15 protein-coding genes, 3 tRNA genes and 1 pseudogene are annotated in these 14,084 nt (G+C 71.5%); 6 read left to right on the top strand and 13 right to left on the bottom strand.

The window, feature by feature from the left end:
* A partial coding sequence (locus GTR02_RS13240; protein WP_166607964.1) for a site-specific integrase occupies window positions 1–343 on the bottom strand: 343 nt, incomplete at its 3' end.
* Between the two features lie 134 nt (window positions 344–477).
* Between GTR02_RS13240 and GTR02_RS24935 the strand changes: the two genes are divergently transcribed.
* The gene (locus GTR02_RS24935; protein ID WP_166607963.1) at window positions 478–849 is read left to right on the top strand and encodes a VOC family protein; all 372 of its coding nucleotides are present in this window, start codon (window positions 478–480) and stop codon (window positions 847–849) included.
* A gap of 767 nt (window positions 850–1,616) precedes the next feature.
* On the opposite strand, the gene GTR02_RS13230 is transcribed toward GTR02_RS24935, so the two are convergent.
* The 4 genes from GTR02_RS13230 to GTR02_RS13215 all read right to left on the bottom strand — a co-directional run bounded on the left by GTR02_RS13230 (window position 1,617) and on the right by GTR02_RS13215 (window position 4,415).
* Complete coding sequence (locus GTR02_RS13230) at window positions 1,617–1,940, bottom strand: hypothetical protein (protein WP_166607962.1); 324 nt, start codon at window positions 1,938–1,940, stop codon at window positions 1,617–1,619.
* A gap of 281 nt (window positions 1,941–2,221) precedes the next feature.
* The gene (locus GTR02_RS13225; RefSeq protein ID WP_166607961.1) at window positions 2,222–3,376 is read right to left on the bottom strand and encodes an MAB_1171c family putative transporter; all 1,155 of its coding nucleotides are present in this window, start codon (window positions 3,374–3,376) and stop codon (window positions 2,222–2,224) included.
* Complete coding sequence (locus GTR02_RS24490; RefSeq protein WP_166607960.1) at window positions 3,376–3,672, bottom strand: ImmA/IrrE family metallo-endopeptidase; 297 nt, start codon at window positions 3,670–3,672, stop codon at window positions 3,376–3,378. Before GTR02_RS24490 ends, GTR02_RS13225 begins: the two co-directional genes overlap by 1 nt.
* 230 nt (window positions 3,673–3,902) lie before the next feature.
* Window positions 3,903–4,415, bottom strand: a complete 513-nt coding sequence (locus tag GTR02_RS13215) for a helix-turn-helix domain-containing protein (protein ID WP_205709208.1) — start codon at window positions 4,413–4,415, stop codon at window positions 3,903–3,905.
* A gap of 237 nt (window positions 4,416–4,652) precedes the next feature.
* On the opposite strand from GTR02_RS13215, the gene GTR02_RS13210 reads away from it, so the two are divergent.
* The 4 genes and pseudogenes from GTR02_RS13210 to GTR02_RS13200 all read left to right on the top strand — a co-directional run bounded on the left by GTR02_RS13210 (window position 4,653) and on the right by GTR02_RS13200 (window position 7,257).
* Window positions 4,653–5,741: a VldE C-terminal domain-containing protein gene (locus tag GTR02_RS13210; protein ID WP_166607959.1), complete on the top strand. Its 1,089-nt coding sequence runs from the start codon at window positions 4,653–4,655 to the stop codon at window positions 5,739–5,741.
* Window positions 5,738–5,968 (top strand): hypothetical protein, encoded by a 231-nt coding sequence (locus tag GTR02_RS13205; RefSeq protein ID WP_205709207.1) that lies wholly within the window; start codon window positions 5,738–5,740, stop codon window positions 5,966–5,968. The genes GTR02_RS13210 and GTR02_RS13205 overlap by 4 nt, the downstream gene beginning before the upstream one ends.
* Window positions 5,884–6,147: pseudogene (locus GTR02_RS24930) on the top strand (Arm DNA-binding domain-containing protein); the annotation flags it as partial. The gene GTR02_RS13205 and the pseudogene GTR02_RS24930, both read left to right, overlap by 85 nt.
* A 54-nt stretch (window positions 6,148–6,201) precedes the next feature.
* Entirely contained in the window at window positions 6,202–7,257 is a 1,056-nt protein-coding gene (locus tag GTR02_RS13200; protein WP_240895646.1) for a tyrosine-type recombinase/integrase, read from the top strand.
* Here GTR02_RS13200 and GTR02_RS13195 read toward each other — a convergent pair.
* The 4 genes from GTR02_RS13195 to GTR02_RS13180 all read right to left on the bottom strand — a co-directional run bounded on the left by GTR02_RS13195 (window position 7,231) and on the right by GTR02_RS13180 (window position 8,721).
* A tRNA-Phe gene (locus tag GTR02_RS13195) sits at window positions 7,231–7,303 on the bottom strand. The two genes, GTR02_RS13200 and GTR02_RS13195, sit on opposite strands and share 27 nt — an antisense overlap.
* A 29-nt stretch (window positions 7,304–7,332) precedes the next feature.
* Window positions 7,333–7,406: transfer RNA gene (locus GTR02_RS13190), tRNA-Asp, on the bottom strand.
* Between the two features lie 96 nt (window positions 7,407–7,502).
* Window positions 7,503–7,575, bottom strand: a tRNA-Glu gene (locus GTR02_RS13185).
* A 93-nt stretch (window positions 7,576–7,668) separates the two neighbouring features.
* Entirely contained in the window at window positions 7,669–8,721 is a 1,053-nt protein-coding gene (locus tag GTR02_RS13180; protein ID WP_205709206.1) for a DNA topoisomerase IB, read from the bottom strand.
* Window positions 8,722–8,791: 70 nt separating this feature from the next.
* Between GTR02_RS13180 and GTR02_RS13175 the strand changes: the two genes are divergently transcribed.
* On the top strand, window positions 8,792–9,835 hold the full coding sequence (locus GTR02_RS13175) for a PHP domain-containing protein (protein WP_166607957.1): 1,044 nt from the start codon (window positions 8,792–8,794) through the stop codon (window positions 9,833–9,835).
* Window positions 9,836–9,861: 26 nt separating this feature from the next.
* On the opposite strand, the gene GTR02_RS13170 is transcribed toward GTR02_RS13175, so the two are convergent.
* Genes GTR02_RS13170 through GTR02_RS13155 form a run of 4 tightly spaced genes read right to left on the bottom strand, consistent with a single transcriptional unit; the run spans window position 9,862 to window position 13,938 of the window.
* Window positions 9,862–10,095 (bottom strand): hypothetical protein, encoded by a 234-nt coding sequence (locus GTR02_RS13170; protein ID WP_166607956.1) that lies wholly within the window; start codon window positions 10,093–10,095, stop codon window positions 9,862–9,864.
* A 55-nt stretch (window positions 10,096–10,150) separates the two neighbouring features.
* Window positions 10,151–11,200, bottom strand: a complete 1,050-nt coding sequence (locus GTR02_RS13165) for a lipoate-protein ligase LplAB (protein WP_166607955.1) — start codon at window positions 11,198–11,200, stop codon at window positions 10,151–10,153.
* 30 nt (window positions 11,201–11,230) lie between these two features.
* Window positions 11,231–13,270, bottom strand: a complete 2,040-nt coding sequence (locus GTR02_RS13160; RefSeq protein WP_166607954.1) for an acyl-CoA dehydrogenase family protein — start codon at window positions 13,268–13,270, stop codon at window positions 11,231–11,233.
* Window positions 13,267–13,938 (bottom strand): TetR family transcriptional regulator, encoded by a 672-nt coding sequence (locus tag GTR02_RS13155; RefSeq protein ID WP_166607953.1) that lies wholly within the window; start codon window positions 13,936–13,938, stop codon window positions 13,267–13,269. The genes GTR02_RS13160 and GTR02_RS13155 overlap by 4 nt, the downstream gene beginning before the upstream one ends.
* Window positions 13,939–14,084: the final 146 nt, after the last annotated feature.

The following is a 14,084-nucleotide window of genomic DNA, read 5'->3' as shown; positions in this document are numbered from 1 at the left end:
GGCGGACGTAGTCGGCGGGTGAGTGCTCGAGGACCTCGTCGATGACGCAGGTGCGGTAGAAGCCCGTGACCACTGACATGCGCCTGGACACGGTGGAGGCGGCGAAGTGCTGGGTCTCCTGCATCCACCGGACGTAGAGCTCGATGTGCGGGCGTCTCGCTCGCAGTGGGTCCAGGCCGCGGAGCTGGCACCAGGTGAGGTAGGCGCGCAGGTCGGACTCGGCGTGACGGCGGGTCTCACCGCGGTAGCGGGCAAGGTAGGCGGCCACCGCCAGGCGCAGCGGGTCGGTGCGCCACGTCCCGTCACCAAGGGGGATGGGGAGGCTGTCGGGTGTGAGGCTCATGGACGAGCATCCGCCTGCGGCGAGCATGCTGGCGAGAGCGCCCGCGGCGCGGCATGACCGTGAGATCGTCAAGCCAGCGCGTCAGGCTCCGCGGCCACAAGCTCGACGCGCAAGCCCGGGCTTAGAGTGTCGCCGTGGCTGAGGGACCCCCTGCAAGGTTGGTGGGCATCTCGCTGGACTGTTCCGATCCACAGAGGCTGGCCGACTTCTACCTAGCTATGCTCGGCGGTCGCCAGTTGTGGGCAACACGGTCGAGTGTCGGGGTCGATGTACCGGGGGCTGTCCTGATAGCCCAGAAGGTCGACGGGTACGTCCCCCCGGCTTGGCCAGGGGCTTCCATCATTCACCTGGACCTCACCGCCGAGGATCTAGATGCGGCAGCAACCCGTGCGGTTGCGTTGGGTGCCACGCTGCCAGAGCAACCGGACCCTCGCTGGCATGTGCTCCTTGATCTGGCCGGCCACCCGTTCTGTCTCACCCCGTTCGTGCCGGAGCCGGTGGACTGATCAACGCGCGGTTAGCCGGTGCAGAGGTCGCCCGTCAGTGGGCGACGGCAGTCGCATGGACTTCAAGCCCACGAGCTGGAAGGTGTCTTGCCTCTGGTCATCGGCCTGTGTGGGCGTCAGCGGCGACCACGATCGCGCGACCAGCGGCATAAGCGCGCCTTTGCGCAGCTTCTCGACCTACTTGCTGACGCGGGGACGCCTAGTCGTTGGGCCACACGGATGGCCGACGAGGCGCGCGCATCACGTCTTCCTTCGCAACCGCCAGACCGTGGCTGCAAGGCTGACGAAGGTGGCACCTGCGAGGCCGGAGCCGAGCGCGGACCACCCACCATCAGTGAGGAAGAGGAGGAGTAGGGCCACCGCCAGCGCAGCCGCAAGGACGACGGCTTGCCATCGCAACTGCCGGCGAGACGGAGGAGTCGGCCCGGTCAACGGTGGTACCGGGCGGTCTTGGCGGTCGTTGCTCACCGCAACAGAATGATGGCTAGCTTCTGCTCAGACCGCTCAACCACCCAACTGGCCTAGACGCACGCACGTGCTGCGAATCGGCATGACCGAACCTCCCGCTCATCGGCATGAGCGTGAAGTCGCGATCACGACATTCACCGACCGCGCCCGGTCGATCGCTGCGCGCGCCACCCGCGGTGGGGCGTGCTCGCGTCTGCTCAGCAGACGCATATCTTGCTCCGCCGTGTCAGTGCCTCCGCCGTGTCAGTGCGACGCGGTCCATCACCTGCGAGGTGACGAGGTCCGACACCCCGAGGACGTCAGGCGACGCCCGCCGCAACTCCTAGTCCGGCCCCGATCAAGGCGCCGGCGAGCAGTTGCGCAGGCGTGTGCGCCGCGACGGCCCATCGGGCCCAGCACGCCAGCGGGACGAGGGCGAGAAGTGGCGCCAAGCGCACGTCGAGCAGCGCGAGCAGGACGACGGACCCGGACACGACCATGGAGTGCATCGAGATCTTCCACCACCGTGAGACGACGGCGGCCGTGACGGCCATGACCACCATGGCGGCGAGAAAGATCATGGAGGAGGTGGAGCCGCCGAAGAGCCAGGTGAGGAACCAGGCAAGCATCACGAGAGCGGTCACGCTGGCGAGGAAGGCGGGTCGGTGGCGGCGGTCTCGGAGGAACTTGTCGCCGTAGCGGCCGGACCTGCGGCCAGCCCAGATGATGAGGCCGGGAACGAGGCCGACGAGGACACTCGTCATGAGACCGAGAGCTGCCCCGCGTGGCCAGGGGGCCGTAGTCATGGCGCCGACCAGTGGCGGCACGACCACAGCCACGTGCCACGGCGCCAGGGCATCGTTGACCGTGTCCGCCAGGCGGTGGCCACGGGACGGACGCATCTCGGTCACGCTGTCCGGGGGCGTCACCGCCGCACCAACTGCATGCGGAGCGGCCGGCCGCGACGCAGGCGGCGGTACTCCGCGGCCGCCGCGAGCAGGCGCGCCGTCTCGTCGGCCACCGTGGCGCCAACAGTGCTTGACGTCATCTCCGGGAAGGCTCGCTGACCGTGGCGGCCGCGCCTTGCGGTGTCGAGGACGAAGGCGAGAGTCTCCGCGTCGAGGTCGGGTGAACTCGCCTCAGGTACCCCACCATGAGCGCGAGCCAGCAGCAGCGACCGGCCGTCGAGGATTTCGATCACCATGCGGTAGAGGTGGAAGTCGGTACGGCATGTGACCAGTCGCCAGGGCGCGAACCGTTGTGGCGTCAGCGCCACCTCCGGGGCGGCGGTCACGACGTCGCGCCACAACGGGTACAGCCGGACCATCTGGCCGGCCCGCACGGCCTCGGCGGACACTCGCGCCGCGACGGCCACGATGCCCGAGGCGCAAGCGCCAGCGGTGAGGAGTCCAGCGGCCAGGACCGCTGCAGCCAGACAGACCTGCCGGGTGGTCTCGACCAGTGCGTCGGGTGCGGTCACCAGCAGCGCGACCTGGCCGGTCAGTCGCGCGAGGACGTAGACGAGGCCGGCGGCGGCCGCCATGGCGGTGAGCTGCACGCCAGCGCGTGCGTCGAGGTCCGGCTGGCGACGCAGCCGCCGCCAGCCACGCAGGATGGCGGTGAAGCACCAGCCCAGGTAGAGCGAGAAGCTGGCGACGAAGAGCGCCACGGCGGGATCGTGACCGCGGTCGATGATCAGGTCGCCGCCGTCGGGCACCGCCTCGAGCGAGAACGACGTCACCATCGTGACCATCACCAGGGCGACGAGCGAGATGTCGAAGGCCAGCGGGAGTCGCTTCTGGCCAGGCCCCAGCGTGAGACGGAAGCCGCGGAGGATGGCGAAGACGCCGAGAACGCTGACGAGACGGCACAGCAACACGTCGAGTTGAGCGACGTCGGCGGTCGACGCGAGGCGATCGCCGATGGCCGGTGTAGCCAGGAGCACGGAGGTCCCGAACGTCAGCAGGGCCACCGCGACGGCGCGCCGCTCGCTGTTCCGCCCGGGTGCGAGGTCGCGGACACGCAGCAGGGCGCCGAGCAGAAGCGGGGCGGCGATGAGGGGGAGGAGAGAGTCGAGCATCAGGAGGCGGAGCGGGCACCGAAGGCGGCGGCCAGGACCGCGTCGGGGCCCTCCAACTCCGGACGGTCGGCCTGGTGCCGGCCTGCGAGCGTTGCCAGCAACATCCACGCCATGACCTCGGCCTCCCGCTCCTGGACCGACGAGTAGGTGGACCGACCCAGCAGGGCGCGGACGGTCGACGGGTCGATGTCAGGGAAGAAGTGCGCCAAGAGCGCCGGATCGATCACCTGCCCGTCGCGGTCGTGCTGAAGGACCACGTGGGCGAGCTCGTGAGCCAGCGTGTGGTCGCGGCGCAAGCCCGTCACTGAGGGTGAGATGAAGATGTGGTCGCTGGTCTCACCCGCGACCCACGCTCCGCAGAGCCCGACTGCTGCAGGTGAAGGTTCGACCGTGAGGGGACGGCCTCTGTGGCGACGCAGCAGATCGACGAAACCGTCGAGGGTGGTACCGGGAGGGATCGCCAGGTGTCGCAAGGTCGACCGGCACTGTCGCCGGGTGGCTCGCAGTCGCACACCGTCTCCTCTCGTCAGGGATGAGGCGGGCCCTCGCCGAGCTCCGGGTCGACGGGGAGACCCTCCAGCTTCCGGACGCGATCAACCATCTCACCGAGGGCCTGAAGGCTCTCTCGACTCAAGCCTGACGTCCGTAGCGCGACCTTTCGTACGTCACCGTCGCGCAGCAGCGCAAGCAGAGCAAGCTGGTCTTGCACGCTGTCGCTGAGGTCGTCGTCGAAGAAGTACCCAGGTGGGACGCCGAAAAAGCCTGCCAGTGCTTCGAGGTGACGCAACGTGGGGTTGTCGCGTTCACCCTTTCGGAGCAACCAGAGGTAACTTCCCGAGATGGACGGTCCCCCTCTGTCACGGATCGCCTTGGCGACATGCTCGTAGCTGTACTCGCCGCCCTTGGCCGGATGCACGGTGCGGAACAGCAGATCGACCTTCTCGGCCAACGTTCGCGGCAGGCCAGTCGTGCTGTCCGGCGCGGCCGCCGAGCGGCCGTCGCTGTCGCCTCGGCCGCCGACAGGGCTTGCGTCCCCCATCTACCGTCCGCTCCTCACCAGGCCGTCTTGTGCCGCCTGTCCACATCGGTCTATGGTTCCGTCCAGACGTCAACTGACGTGGACGGCGTGTTCTTCGCAGCTTCCACGGTCCCAGACCGTGGTGCGTGGTGCGCGCTCCGTCCTCCGGTGTCGTCCAGTCCGCGGGCGTTCGTGTAAGCCAATACCACCAACGAGCGACCCGTCGAGCGCGTCACGTTACCGGGAGGAGTCGTCACCGTGAGGACAGTCACCGCTGCCGTCGCCGTGCTCCTCTGTGGGGTCGTGCTTCTCGGTGGTGCTCTGGGCGACGCTTCGGACGCTGGGGCCGTCACCGGGCAGGGCCTTGACGTCGATGCGCTCCCCGAGACGGCGCGCGCGTCACTCGCCGACCTTGAGGCTGCTCGGGCGCGGATCTGCCCTCCCTTGCCGCTCAGCTGGCTGGTTGCCGAGGTGCAGGCCAAATCGGGCTGGGACCCGCGTGCCTACTCGACGGCGGGTGCAGCGGGACTGCTCCAGCTCATGCCGTCCACTTGGGTCGAAGGGGGTGGCGAAACGGGTTGGGATGCGGACGAGAGCCCCGAGCCCGCGCACCCGGTCTGGGACCCGGCGCGGCACTTCGCCATCGCTCTGCCGTGGATGTGCCGCAACTTGAGTCTGGTGGCCGCCCACCTCCGGGACACCGGCAAGGCGGCCAGCGCGCTGGACGCCCTGGCTGTCTGCCACATCGCCGGATGTTCGCGCGTCACCGGCTCGGTCACCGGCATCCCCGTGGCGGGGGAAGCCGGTTGCGGCGAGGCCTGTGCCCGCGAGGTCCGCGACTACCTGTCCGCCATCCACGGCTTCGTCGAGGACTACACCGCGGCTCCGGCCGTCTCGTCCGCCGGTGAGGCTGCTCCCTACCCTGGCGGTGCGAGCGGGTGCACCGTGGCGGACCCCACTGGCACCGGCGGGTGCGTCACGCCCGCCACGGCCTGGATGCTCAGCCAGTTCTCTACCACCTTCGGCAAGCGCTCAACCTCCTGCTGGGACGCCCACGCGTGGAACCCGACGTCCGACCACCCCAAGGGCAAGGGGTGCGACGTCTTCTACGGCAGGGCCGGCACCTTCCCCAACGACGAAGACGTCGCCCTCGGGTGGCAGGCCGCGGGGTGGCTGCAGGCGAACGCCGACCGCCTGAGGGTCTCCTACGTCATCTGGCAGGGCCGCATCTGGTCGCGAAGCCGAGCGACCGCGGGCTGGCGTGCGTACACCGGCGGCGGGGTCTACAACGCGGAGGATCCGACCGGTGGGCACTACGACCACATCCACGTCTCGATGGCCGAGTGAAGCAGAAGGAGCCAGTGATGACCCGACCGCAACTCACGACCGACGAAGTGCGACACCTACCGCCCGTCGTCGATGTGCCGACGGCGGCGCAGGTGCTCGGCATCGGCAGGACCGCCGCCTACGAGTTGATCCGCACGAACGCGTGGCCGACGCCTGTCGTGCGACTGGGCAAGTCGATCCGCGTTCCGTCGGGGCCACTGCTCGACCTCGTTGGTGTGGCGCGGTGAGACAGGGGTCGGTGTGGCAGCGCCACTCCCGAACGTGCCCGGTCGACAGCAACGGCGCGTTCCTGCCGCATCGATGCCGAGGTTCCTGGAGCTTCACCCTCGACGCCGGTCGAACTCCCGCCGGAACGCGACGCCGGATCACCAGGTCGGGGTTCAGCACGCGACGAGAGGCCCAACAAGTCCTCAACGAGGAAGTTGAGCGTCTGCAGCACGGTGTCCAGCAGGATCGCTCCTTGACGGTAGACGCGTACCTGAGGCAGTGGCTGGTGGGGAAGCGCCAACTGCGCGACAACACCCGCCGAAACTACGAGATTCACATCCGTCTCTACCTGGCGCCCGCGCTGGGTCACCACCGTCTCCAGGACTTGCGGGCGGAGCACATCGACCAGCTGTACACCGATCTCATCGACGGCCGGTACGTCGGTGCGACCACGGCCACGGTGCAGCACGTGCACCGCACGCTCCGCTCCGCGCTGAACACCGCGGTGAAGCGCCGGCTCCTCGTCTTCAACCCTGCGCTGCACGTCGAGCTGCCCGAGCACCGCAAGGCGCGCACCGAGGTCTGGGAGCCGCAGGACGTGGCCACCTTCCTCACCGCCTGTCGGTCCCATCGGCTGTCGGCGCTGTTCCACCTGCTCGCCTACACGGGGATGCGTCGGGGCGAGGCTATCGGTCTGCACTGGGCCGACGTCGACCTCGAGCGAGGTCACGTGCGCGTCTACTGGCAGATCACCGACGCGGGCAAGGGGCTGCGCCTCGGTGCCCCCAAGACCGCGTCGGGCAACCGAGTGGTTCCTCTGGACCGGGCGACGGTGGAGGTCCTGCGCCGCCACCGCGGGCGGCAGCGGAACGAGAAGGCGGCGTGGGGGGAGGCGTGGGAGGAGCACGGGCTGGTCTTCACCCGTGAGAACGGCGGCATGCTGCGCCCGGACACGATCACCTACCTCTTCGCCGTCCTGGTGAAGCAGGCCGGCGTCCCGCGCATCCGGCTGCACGACCTGCGCCACACCCACGCGACGCTGGCGCTGTCGGCGGGGGTGGACATCAAAGTGGTCAGCGACCGTCTCGGGCACTCCACGAGCGTGATCACCAGGGACCTCTACACCCACGTCGTGCCGGCACTCGCGAGGTCGGCCGCGGACAGCATCGCGGCGGCTGTGCCGTACATCCCTGAGGAAGATGGCAGCGCATTGGCAGCGCACGAGCCTCTGCGAGGGGCCGGGCGAGGCCCGCCGGGAGGTGAAACCGCAGGTCAGACAGGGTGGCCAGGAGCGGGGTCGAACCGCTGACCTTCCGATTTTCAGTCGGACGCTCTACCAACTGAGCTACCTGGCCGTGCCGAGCCGGTGACCCGGCACAGCGAGCGACCCCGACGGGACTCGAACCCGCGACCTCCGCCGTGACAGGGCGGCGCGCTAACCAACTGCGCTACGGGGCCTCGTGAGAGGCCTTGCTTGCTTGCGAGACGATCCTACTAGGTGTTGCGCCGTGCTCGTGACACAGCTTGGCACACCCGGGCGGTGGTCCGCTCGCGTACCCCCAACGGGATTCGAACCCGTGCTACCGCCTTGAAAGGGCGGCGTCCTAGGCCACTAGACGATGAGGGCGTCAGCTCCTGCAGGCAGGAGCCGGTCCAGCATAGGGGACCGGTCCGGTCGGTGCTCCGCGGTGCACCGGGCTGAGCGTGGGGGCCGGCCGCCTCACGCCGCGCGGCGCGTGCGGGGCACCGCGACGGGCTCCTCGCGCAGCAGCGACTGCACCGCGGCCTCGATGGCGCCGTGGGTCGCGGGGTGCCCGAAGGCGGCGTCCTCGCCGAGGCTGCGCAGCGCCGGCTCCACCGTGATCCCGTCCTCGAAGAGGTCGATGACGCGGGGGTCGATGTAGCTCTTGCGGCAGACCGCGGGGGTGTTGCCGAGGTACTCCGACACCTCGGTGACGGCGCGGCTGACCGCCCGCTTGCGGCCCGTCGCGGTCCCGGCGGCGGGCAGCGACACCGCGAGGGCCACGGCCGCCAACACGGTCGCGTGCCACGTGCGGAAGTCCTTGGCGGAGACGTCGGGGCCCATCGTCTCGTGCAGGTAGGCGTTGACGTCGGTGCTCGTCACGTCGTGCCAGCGACGGCCCTCGCGCCAGGCCAGCAGGTCGTCGCCACCCCCGTGCCGGCGCTTGAGCGTGCGGACGACGTCGCGCACGGCGGGGTCGGAGATCACGGCGCGACGGTCCTTGCCGGACTTCGCGACGTAGGAGAAGACGAGGTCGTCGCCGCGCTGGTGCACGTGCTCGCGGCGCAGCGTGGCGAGGCCGAAGGAGCCGTTCTCGTCGGCGTAGGACTCCCCGCCGACACGGAAGAAGCCCAGGTCCAGCAGGCGGAACGCGGCGGCGAGCGCCCGCTCGCGCGGCATGCCGGGCAGGGCGAGGTGCTGCTCGACGACCGAACGGGCCCGCGGCAGCTCGGCCGCGACCTCGAGGACGCGCTCGTGCTTGGCCTGGTCCTGCTGCACCCGCCAGTCGGGGTGGTAGCGGTACTGGCGGCGGCCGCGCGCGTCGGTGCCCACGGCCTGCAGGTGCCCGTGGCCGATCGGGCAGATCCACACGTCGGTGTAGGCGGGCGGGATCGCCAGGGCGGAGATGCGGGCGACGACCGCCGGATCGGTGACGCGGGCCCCGGTCGTGTCGAAGTACTGCCAGCCCTTCCCGCGGCGGCGGCGCGTGAAACCCGGGGAGGAGCTCGAGACCCGGCGCAGGCGTGGCACCTGTCGATGGTGCACAGTGGATCCGCTCGACGCATCCGGAAACTGCCCCAGCCCCGAGGTGAGGTCACGCGTGGATCCCGTGCAGGCGTTGCGGCGCACCGCCTTCCTGCTGGAGCGCTCGCAGGCGAGCAGCTACCGGGTGGAGGCGTTCCGCCGTGCCGCCGCCGTCCTGCTCGCCCTGGACGCCGACGAGTTCGACCGGCGGCTCGCGGCGGGCAGCCTCACCGAGCTCAAGGGCATCGGGGCGTCGTCGGCGGCCATCGTGGCGCAGGCCGCCGCGGGGGAGGTGCCCGAGCGGCTGGCCGCGCTGGAGGCCGAGGCGGGTCCCCTCGTGAGCGGCGGCGAGGAGCTGCGGGCGGCGCTGCGCGGCGACCTGCACACGCACACCGACGCCAGCGACGGCGGCAGCCCGCTCGCCGAGATGGCCTTCACCGCCGTGGAACTGGGTCACGAGTACATCGCGGTGACCGACCACTCCGAGGGGCTGAAGGTCGCCAACGGCCTGGACCGCGGGCGGCGGGAGGCGCAGCTCGACGCGGTCGCGGCGCTCGCGGGTCCGCTCGCCCCCTTCCGCCTCCTCGCCGGCATCGAGGTGGACATCCGCAAGGACGGCACCCTCGACTGCGAGGACGACCTGCTCGCCCGCCTGGACGTCGTCGTCGCCTCCGTGCACTCCGAGCTGCGGATGCCGTCGGACGCCATGACCCGCCGGATGCTGGGCGCGATCCGTGGCGGGCGGATGGACGTCCTGGGCCACTGCACGGGCCGCATGGTCAAGGGCGGCCACGGCAGGGTGGGGGCGAAGGGGCGGCCGCCGAGCGAGTTCGACGCCGCGGCGGTCTTCGCGGCCTGCGTCGAGCACGACGTGGCCGTCGAGATCAACGCGCGGCCCGAGCGCCTCGACCCGCCGCGCGCCCTGCTGCGCCAGGCCGTCGAGGAGGGGTGCCTGTTCACCCTGTCCACGGACGCGCACGCCCCGGGCCAGCTGGACTGGCAGCCCTACGGGTGCGCGCGGGCCGAGGAGTGCGGCGTCCCCGCCGACCGGATCGTCACCACGTGGCCGGTGGAACGCCTGCTGGAGTGGACGTCGGCGCGGCGGGCCGCCCACGCCTGAGGTCGGAGCCGGCCGGGGAGCCGGCCCTAGTCCCGCGGGGGCGGCGGCAGCAGTGCGGTCCCGAGGGCGGTCAGCAGGTCCACGACCTCGGCCCGGTCCAGGCGCACGGTCGACATGCAGGAGGAGTCCTGCCACGTCGAGAGGACCACGTGCCCGTCGTCGGGGTGGGTGCTCACGCGCAGCACGCGACCGGGGCGGTCGCGGTCGTTGACCACGCCCGTGGGGATGCCGTGCCCCGGCCCGGCGGAGGTGCGCTCCATCTCCGCAGTGTGCTCCCGGGCGGCCGCCCCGTCGAGCCGCCGGGTGGGGGACGCCTCAGGGGATCCGGCCGAGCCACTGCGGCGTCGCGAACTTCGACGCCACCAGCGCCTCGGCCGCGGCGACCTCCGCGGGCGTCAGCTGGGCGTCGGTCAGGCCGTTCTGCCGGCGGAACGTGTCGACCATGCGGTCGATGACCTCGCTGCGCGCGAGACCCGTCTGCCGGCGCAGCGGGTCGACGCGCTTGGCCGCGCTCGCGAGGCCCTTGCCGATGAGCTTCTCCCGGCCGATGCGCAGCACCCGCAGCATCTTCTCGGCGTCGATGTCGTAGGACATCGTCACGTGGTGCAGGACGGTGCCGTCGGCGAGCCGCTTCTGCGCCGCTCCGGCGATCTTCCCCTGCTCCGTCGCGATGTCGTTGATCGGCTGGTACCAGGCCCGGACGCCCAGCTCGCCGAGGGCCACCAGCACCCAGTCGTCGAGGAACGCGTAGGCCTCGGTGAACGACAGGCCCTCGACCAGCGAGGCCGGCGCGTAGATCGAGTAGGTGATGGTGTTGCCGGGTTCCACGAACATCGCGCCGCCGCCGGAGATCCGCCGCACCACCTCGACGCCGAGGCGGTCGGCCTCCTCGCGGTCGACCTCGTTGGCCAGCGACTGGAAGCTGCCGACGACGACGGCCGAGGTCGCCCACTCCCACACCCGCAGGGTCGGGGGGCGGCGGCCCTCGGCGACCTCGCGGGCGAGGACCTCGTCGAGCGCCATGTGCAGCTGCGGCGCCTGCGGGCCCGTGTGCAGGAACTGCCAGTCGTGGTCGCGCCAGCCCGTCGCGCCGCCGACGGCACGGCGCACGGTCGTGGCCACGGCCTCGGGTCCGAAGCCCAGCAGCACCGCACCCGGCGGCAGCGCGCCGCGGACCCGGGCGGCGAGGTCCGCGGCGTCGGCCTCGACCGGGACCCCGACCAGGGCGGCGTCGACGGTCTCGAGGGCCTCGTCGGGCTCGAGGAAGAAGTCGCCGCTCAGCCGCACGTCGGCCAGGCGGCCGTCGACCACCTCGAGGTCGACGACGACGAGCTTGCCGCCCGGGACCTTGTACTCACCGTGCACCGCGCCACCGTACGCCCGGGCGGCAGCGGCTCAGCGGGCGATGACCGCGCCCAGCCAGTGGTCGGGGATGCCGAACCCGCCGAGGAGCTCGTCCACGCGCGGGCGCAGCGACCGGCAGAGGTCGTTCACCGCGTGGGTCACCGCCTTGGCGCGCACCGGCGTCATGCGGCGGTGCTCGAGGAACCAGCCCTTCTCGGCCTCGATGAGCGCCAGGACGTGCAGGTCGCAGACCTCGGAGAGCAGCGCCGCGACGGCCGGGTCCTCGGCGCGCGCGATGGCGGCCGTGAAGGCCTCGGCGACCACGCGGTCGACGTGCGCGCGGCCCGCGAGCAGCATGTGGTCCTGCAGCTCGTTCATGGCCTCGAACGCCTCCTGCGGCGGCCGGCCCTGCGCCCGCCGGGCCCGCTTGGCCAGCGACTCCACGACGTGGCGCTCGCGGTCGCGCAGCATCCGCAGCTGCCAGGACCGCTCGCGCAGCTCGCCGCCGTCCCGGCCGGGCGCGGAGTCGACGATGTCGGCGACGAACGACTTGGCGGGGCTGCGCCCGGACAGCGTCGTCACGAAGTCGCGGGTCGCGAACCTCGCCATGCCGAGGGTGTCGAGCTCGGAGAACTGCATCTTGTAGGCCGTCAGGACGCTCTTGGCCACCAGCTGCAGCAGGACGGTGTTGTCCCCCTCGAACGTGGTGAACACGTCGGTGTCGGACTTCAGCTGCGGCAGCCGGTTCTCGGACAGGTAGCCGGCCCCGCCGCACGCCTCGCGGCAGGTCTGGATGGTCCGGGTCGCGTGCCAGGTCGAGGCGACCTTCATCCCGGCGGCGAACGCCTCGAACTCGCGCTGGGCCTGCGAGTCGTTCTCGTTGCCGCGCAGCTGGTTGCCCACCAGGTCGTCCATCGCGACGAGCAGTTCCTCCTGCGCGAACGCCAGGGCGTAGGTCGTGGCCAGGGGCACGAGCAGCCGCCGCTGGTGGCTCAGGTAGTCCAGGAGGGTGACCTCCTGGCCCGCGGCGCCGTTCTGCGCGTCCCTCCCGGCGCCGGGCTTGGCGAACTGGGAGCGGTTCTGCGCGTAGCGCAGGGCGATGCTCAGGGCCATCTTGGTCTGGCTCAGCGCACCGCCGGAGACGCTGACGCGGCCCTTCACCAGGGCCCCGAGCATCGTGAAGAACCGCGCGTTCGGGCTGCTGATGGTGCTGGAGTAGGTGCCGTCCTCGGCCACCTGCGCGTAGCGGTCCAGCAGGGCGGTGCGCGGCACGCGCACGGAGTCGAAGGCGAGGCGGCCGTTGTCGAGGCCGTTGAGCCCGGCCTTGCGGCCGTCGTCGCCGGCCCAGACCCCGGGCAGGAGCTCGCCGTCGCGGCGCAGCGGAACGACGAACGCGTGCACCCCGCGGCGCTCGCCGCCGGTGATGAGCTGCGCGAAGACCACCGACAGCTCCGCGTCCTCCGCGGCACCGCCGATGTAGTCCTTGCGGCTGGCCTCGTCCGGGGTGTGGACGACGAACTCCTGCGTCGCCGGGTCGTACGTCGCCGTGGTGCCGAGCGAGGCCACGTCGGACCCGTGACCCGTCTCGGTCATGCCGAAGCACCCGCGGATCTCCAGGCGCAGGATCCCCGGCAGCAGCGCCTCGTGGTGGCGCGCGGTGCCGAGCGCCTGCACGGCGCCGCCGAACAGGCCCCACTGCACCCCGGACTTGATCATCAGCGAGGCGTCGGTGAAGCCCAGCATCTCGAACTGCGCGACCTGGCCACCGGGGCTGTCGCCACCGCCGACGGCCGAGGAGAACCCGAGCTCGTGCCCGCCGATCTCGGTGATGCGCTGCAGGCGCCGGCGCGTGAGGTCGCGCTGCTCCCGCGTGCTCAGGTGGTCCGTGGGACCGAAGAAGTCGTCGGGGAACTCCCGCCGCGCCTTCTGCCGCGACTCGGCGAAGCGCCCGTCGAGGAACTCGCGCAGGACGTCGACGTCGACGGGCGGGGTCGCCTCGAAGGGCGCGGCCGCGGCGGCGCCCGCGACGGGCGCGGGCTCCTCGGCGGTGGCGGGGGTCGTCGTGGGCCTCTCGGCCGCGGTCGTGCTCATCGGTCCTCCTCGGGAGTTCCTGCGGGTGTCGACGGGGTGGGCAGGACGGCGGACAGGCCGCCCCAGGCGAGTGCGGTGAGGTCGCGGGCCATGTCGTCCGCGCTCTGCGGTGCGGGAGAGCTGATCCAGCGGTCGGCGGCCGTGCGGATCATCGCGATCAGGCCGTGCGCCAGGGCGTCCGTCGCCCCGGACGTCGCCCCGGCCACGCGCAGCTGCGCCGTGATGGTCCGCGCCGTCTCGTCGGCGATGACCCCGGAGATGCGCTGCACCGGGTCCCGCTCGACGCGTTCGACGAGCGGGTGCGAGACGACGAACCGGTAGATCTCCGGGTCCTTCTCCACGAGGTGCAGGTAGGTGGAGATGATCCCGGTGATGGCCTCGCGCGGGCTGCCGGCGCGGGCCGCGGCCGCGTTCAGCTCCCGCACGATGAGGCGGTTCACCCGTTCGGCGACCGCGAGGTAGAGGTCCTCCTTGTCGGCGAAGTGCCGGTAGAGGACGGTCTTGCTCGTGCCGGCGGTCGCCGCGAGCTCGTCCATCCCGACCCCGGCGCCGTGCCGGGTGATCGCGCGCAGCGCGGCGGAGACCAGCTCCTCGCGCCGCGCCCGGCGGTGCTCGGCCCAGCGCGTGCGCCGCCCGTCGGGGCGGGGTGGCGCGTCGACGGTGTCCACGTCTCGACGGTACCTGTTGCAGCGGGTATCCGGTACCGGAAGTACCTGATAACTTCGGAACAGGTCGACGGCCACCCGTGGACGTCGCTCGACGAGGAGGACTCCGATGTCCGTTCCCCCCGAAGCCCCCGCCCGAGGCCCCGCCC

This window comes from Kineococcus siccus, assembly GCF_009906795.1.
Taxonomy (GTDB): domain Bacteria; phylum Actinomycetota; class Actinomycetes; order Actinomycetales; family Kineococcaceae; genus Kineococcus; species Kineococcus siccus.
The sequence above is the reverse complement of the archived record's forward strand: the minus strand, read 5'-3'. Positions and strand labels throughout refer to the sequence as shown.

Excerpts from the sequence above, each read along its gene's own strand:
- GTR02_RS13225 (WP_166607961.1), bottom strand. The coding sequence starts at position 3,376 with ATGCTCGACTCTCTCCTCCCCCTCATCGCCGCCCCGCTTCTGCTCGGC.
- GTR02_RS13215 (WP_205709208.1), bottom strand. The coding sequence starts at position 4,415 with ATGGGGGACGCAAGCCCTGTCGGCGGCCGAGGCGACAGCGACGGCCGC.
- GTR02_RS13170 (WP_166607956.1), bottom strand. The coding sequence starts at position 10,095 with ATGGAGCGCACCTCCGCCGGGCCGGGGCACGGCATCCCCACGGGCGTG.
- GTR02_RS13160 (WP_166607954.1), bottom strand. The coding sequence starts at position 13,270 with ATGAGCACGACCGCGGCCGAGAGGCCCACGACGACCCCCGCCACCGCC.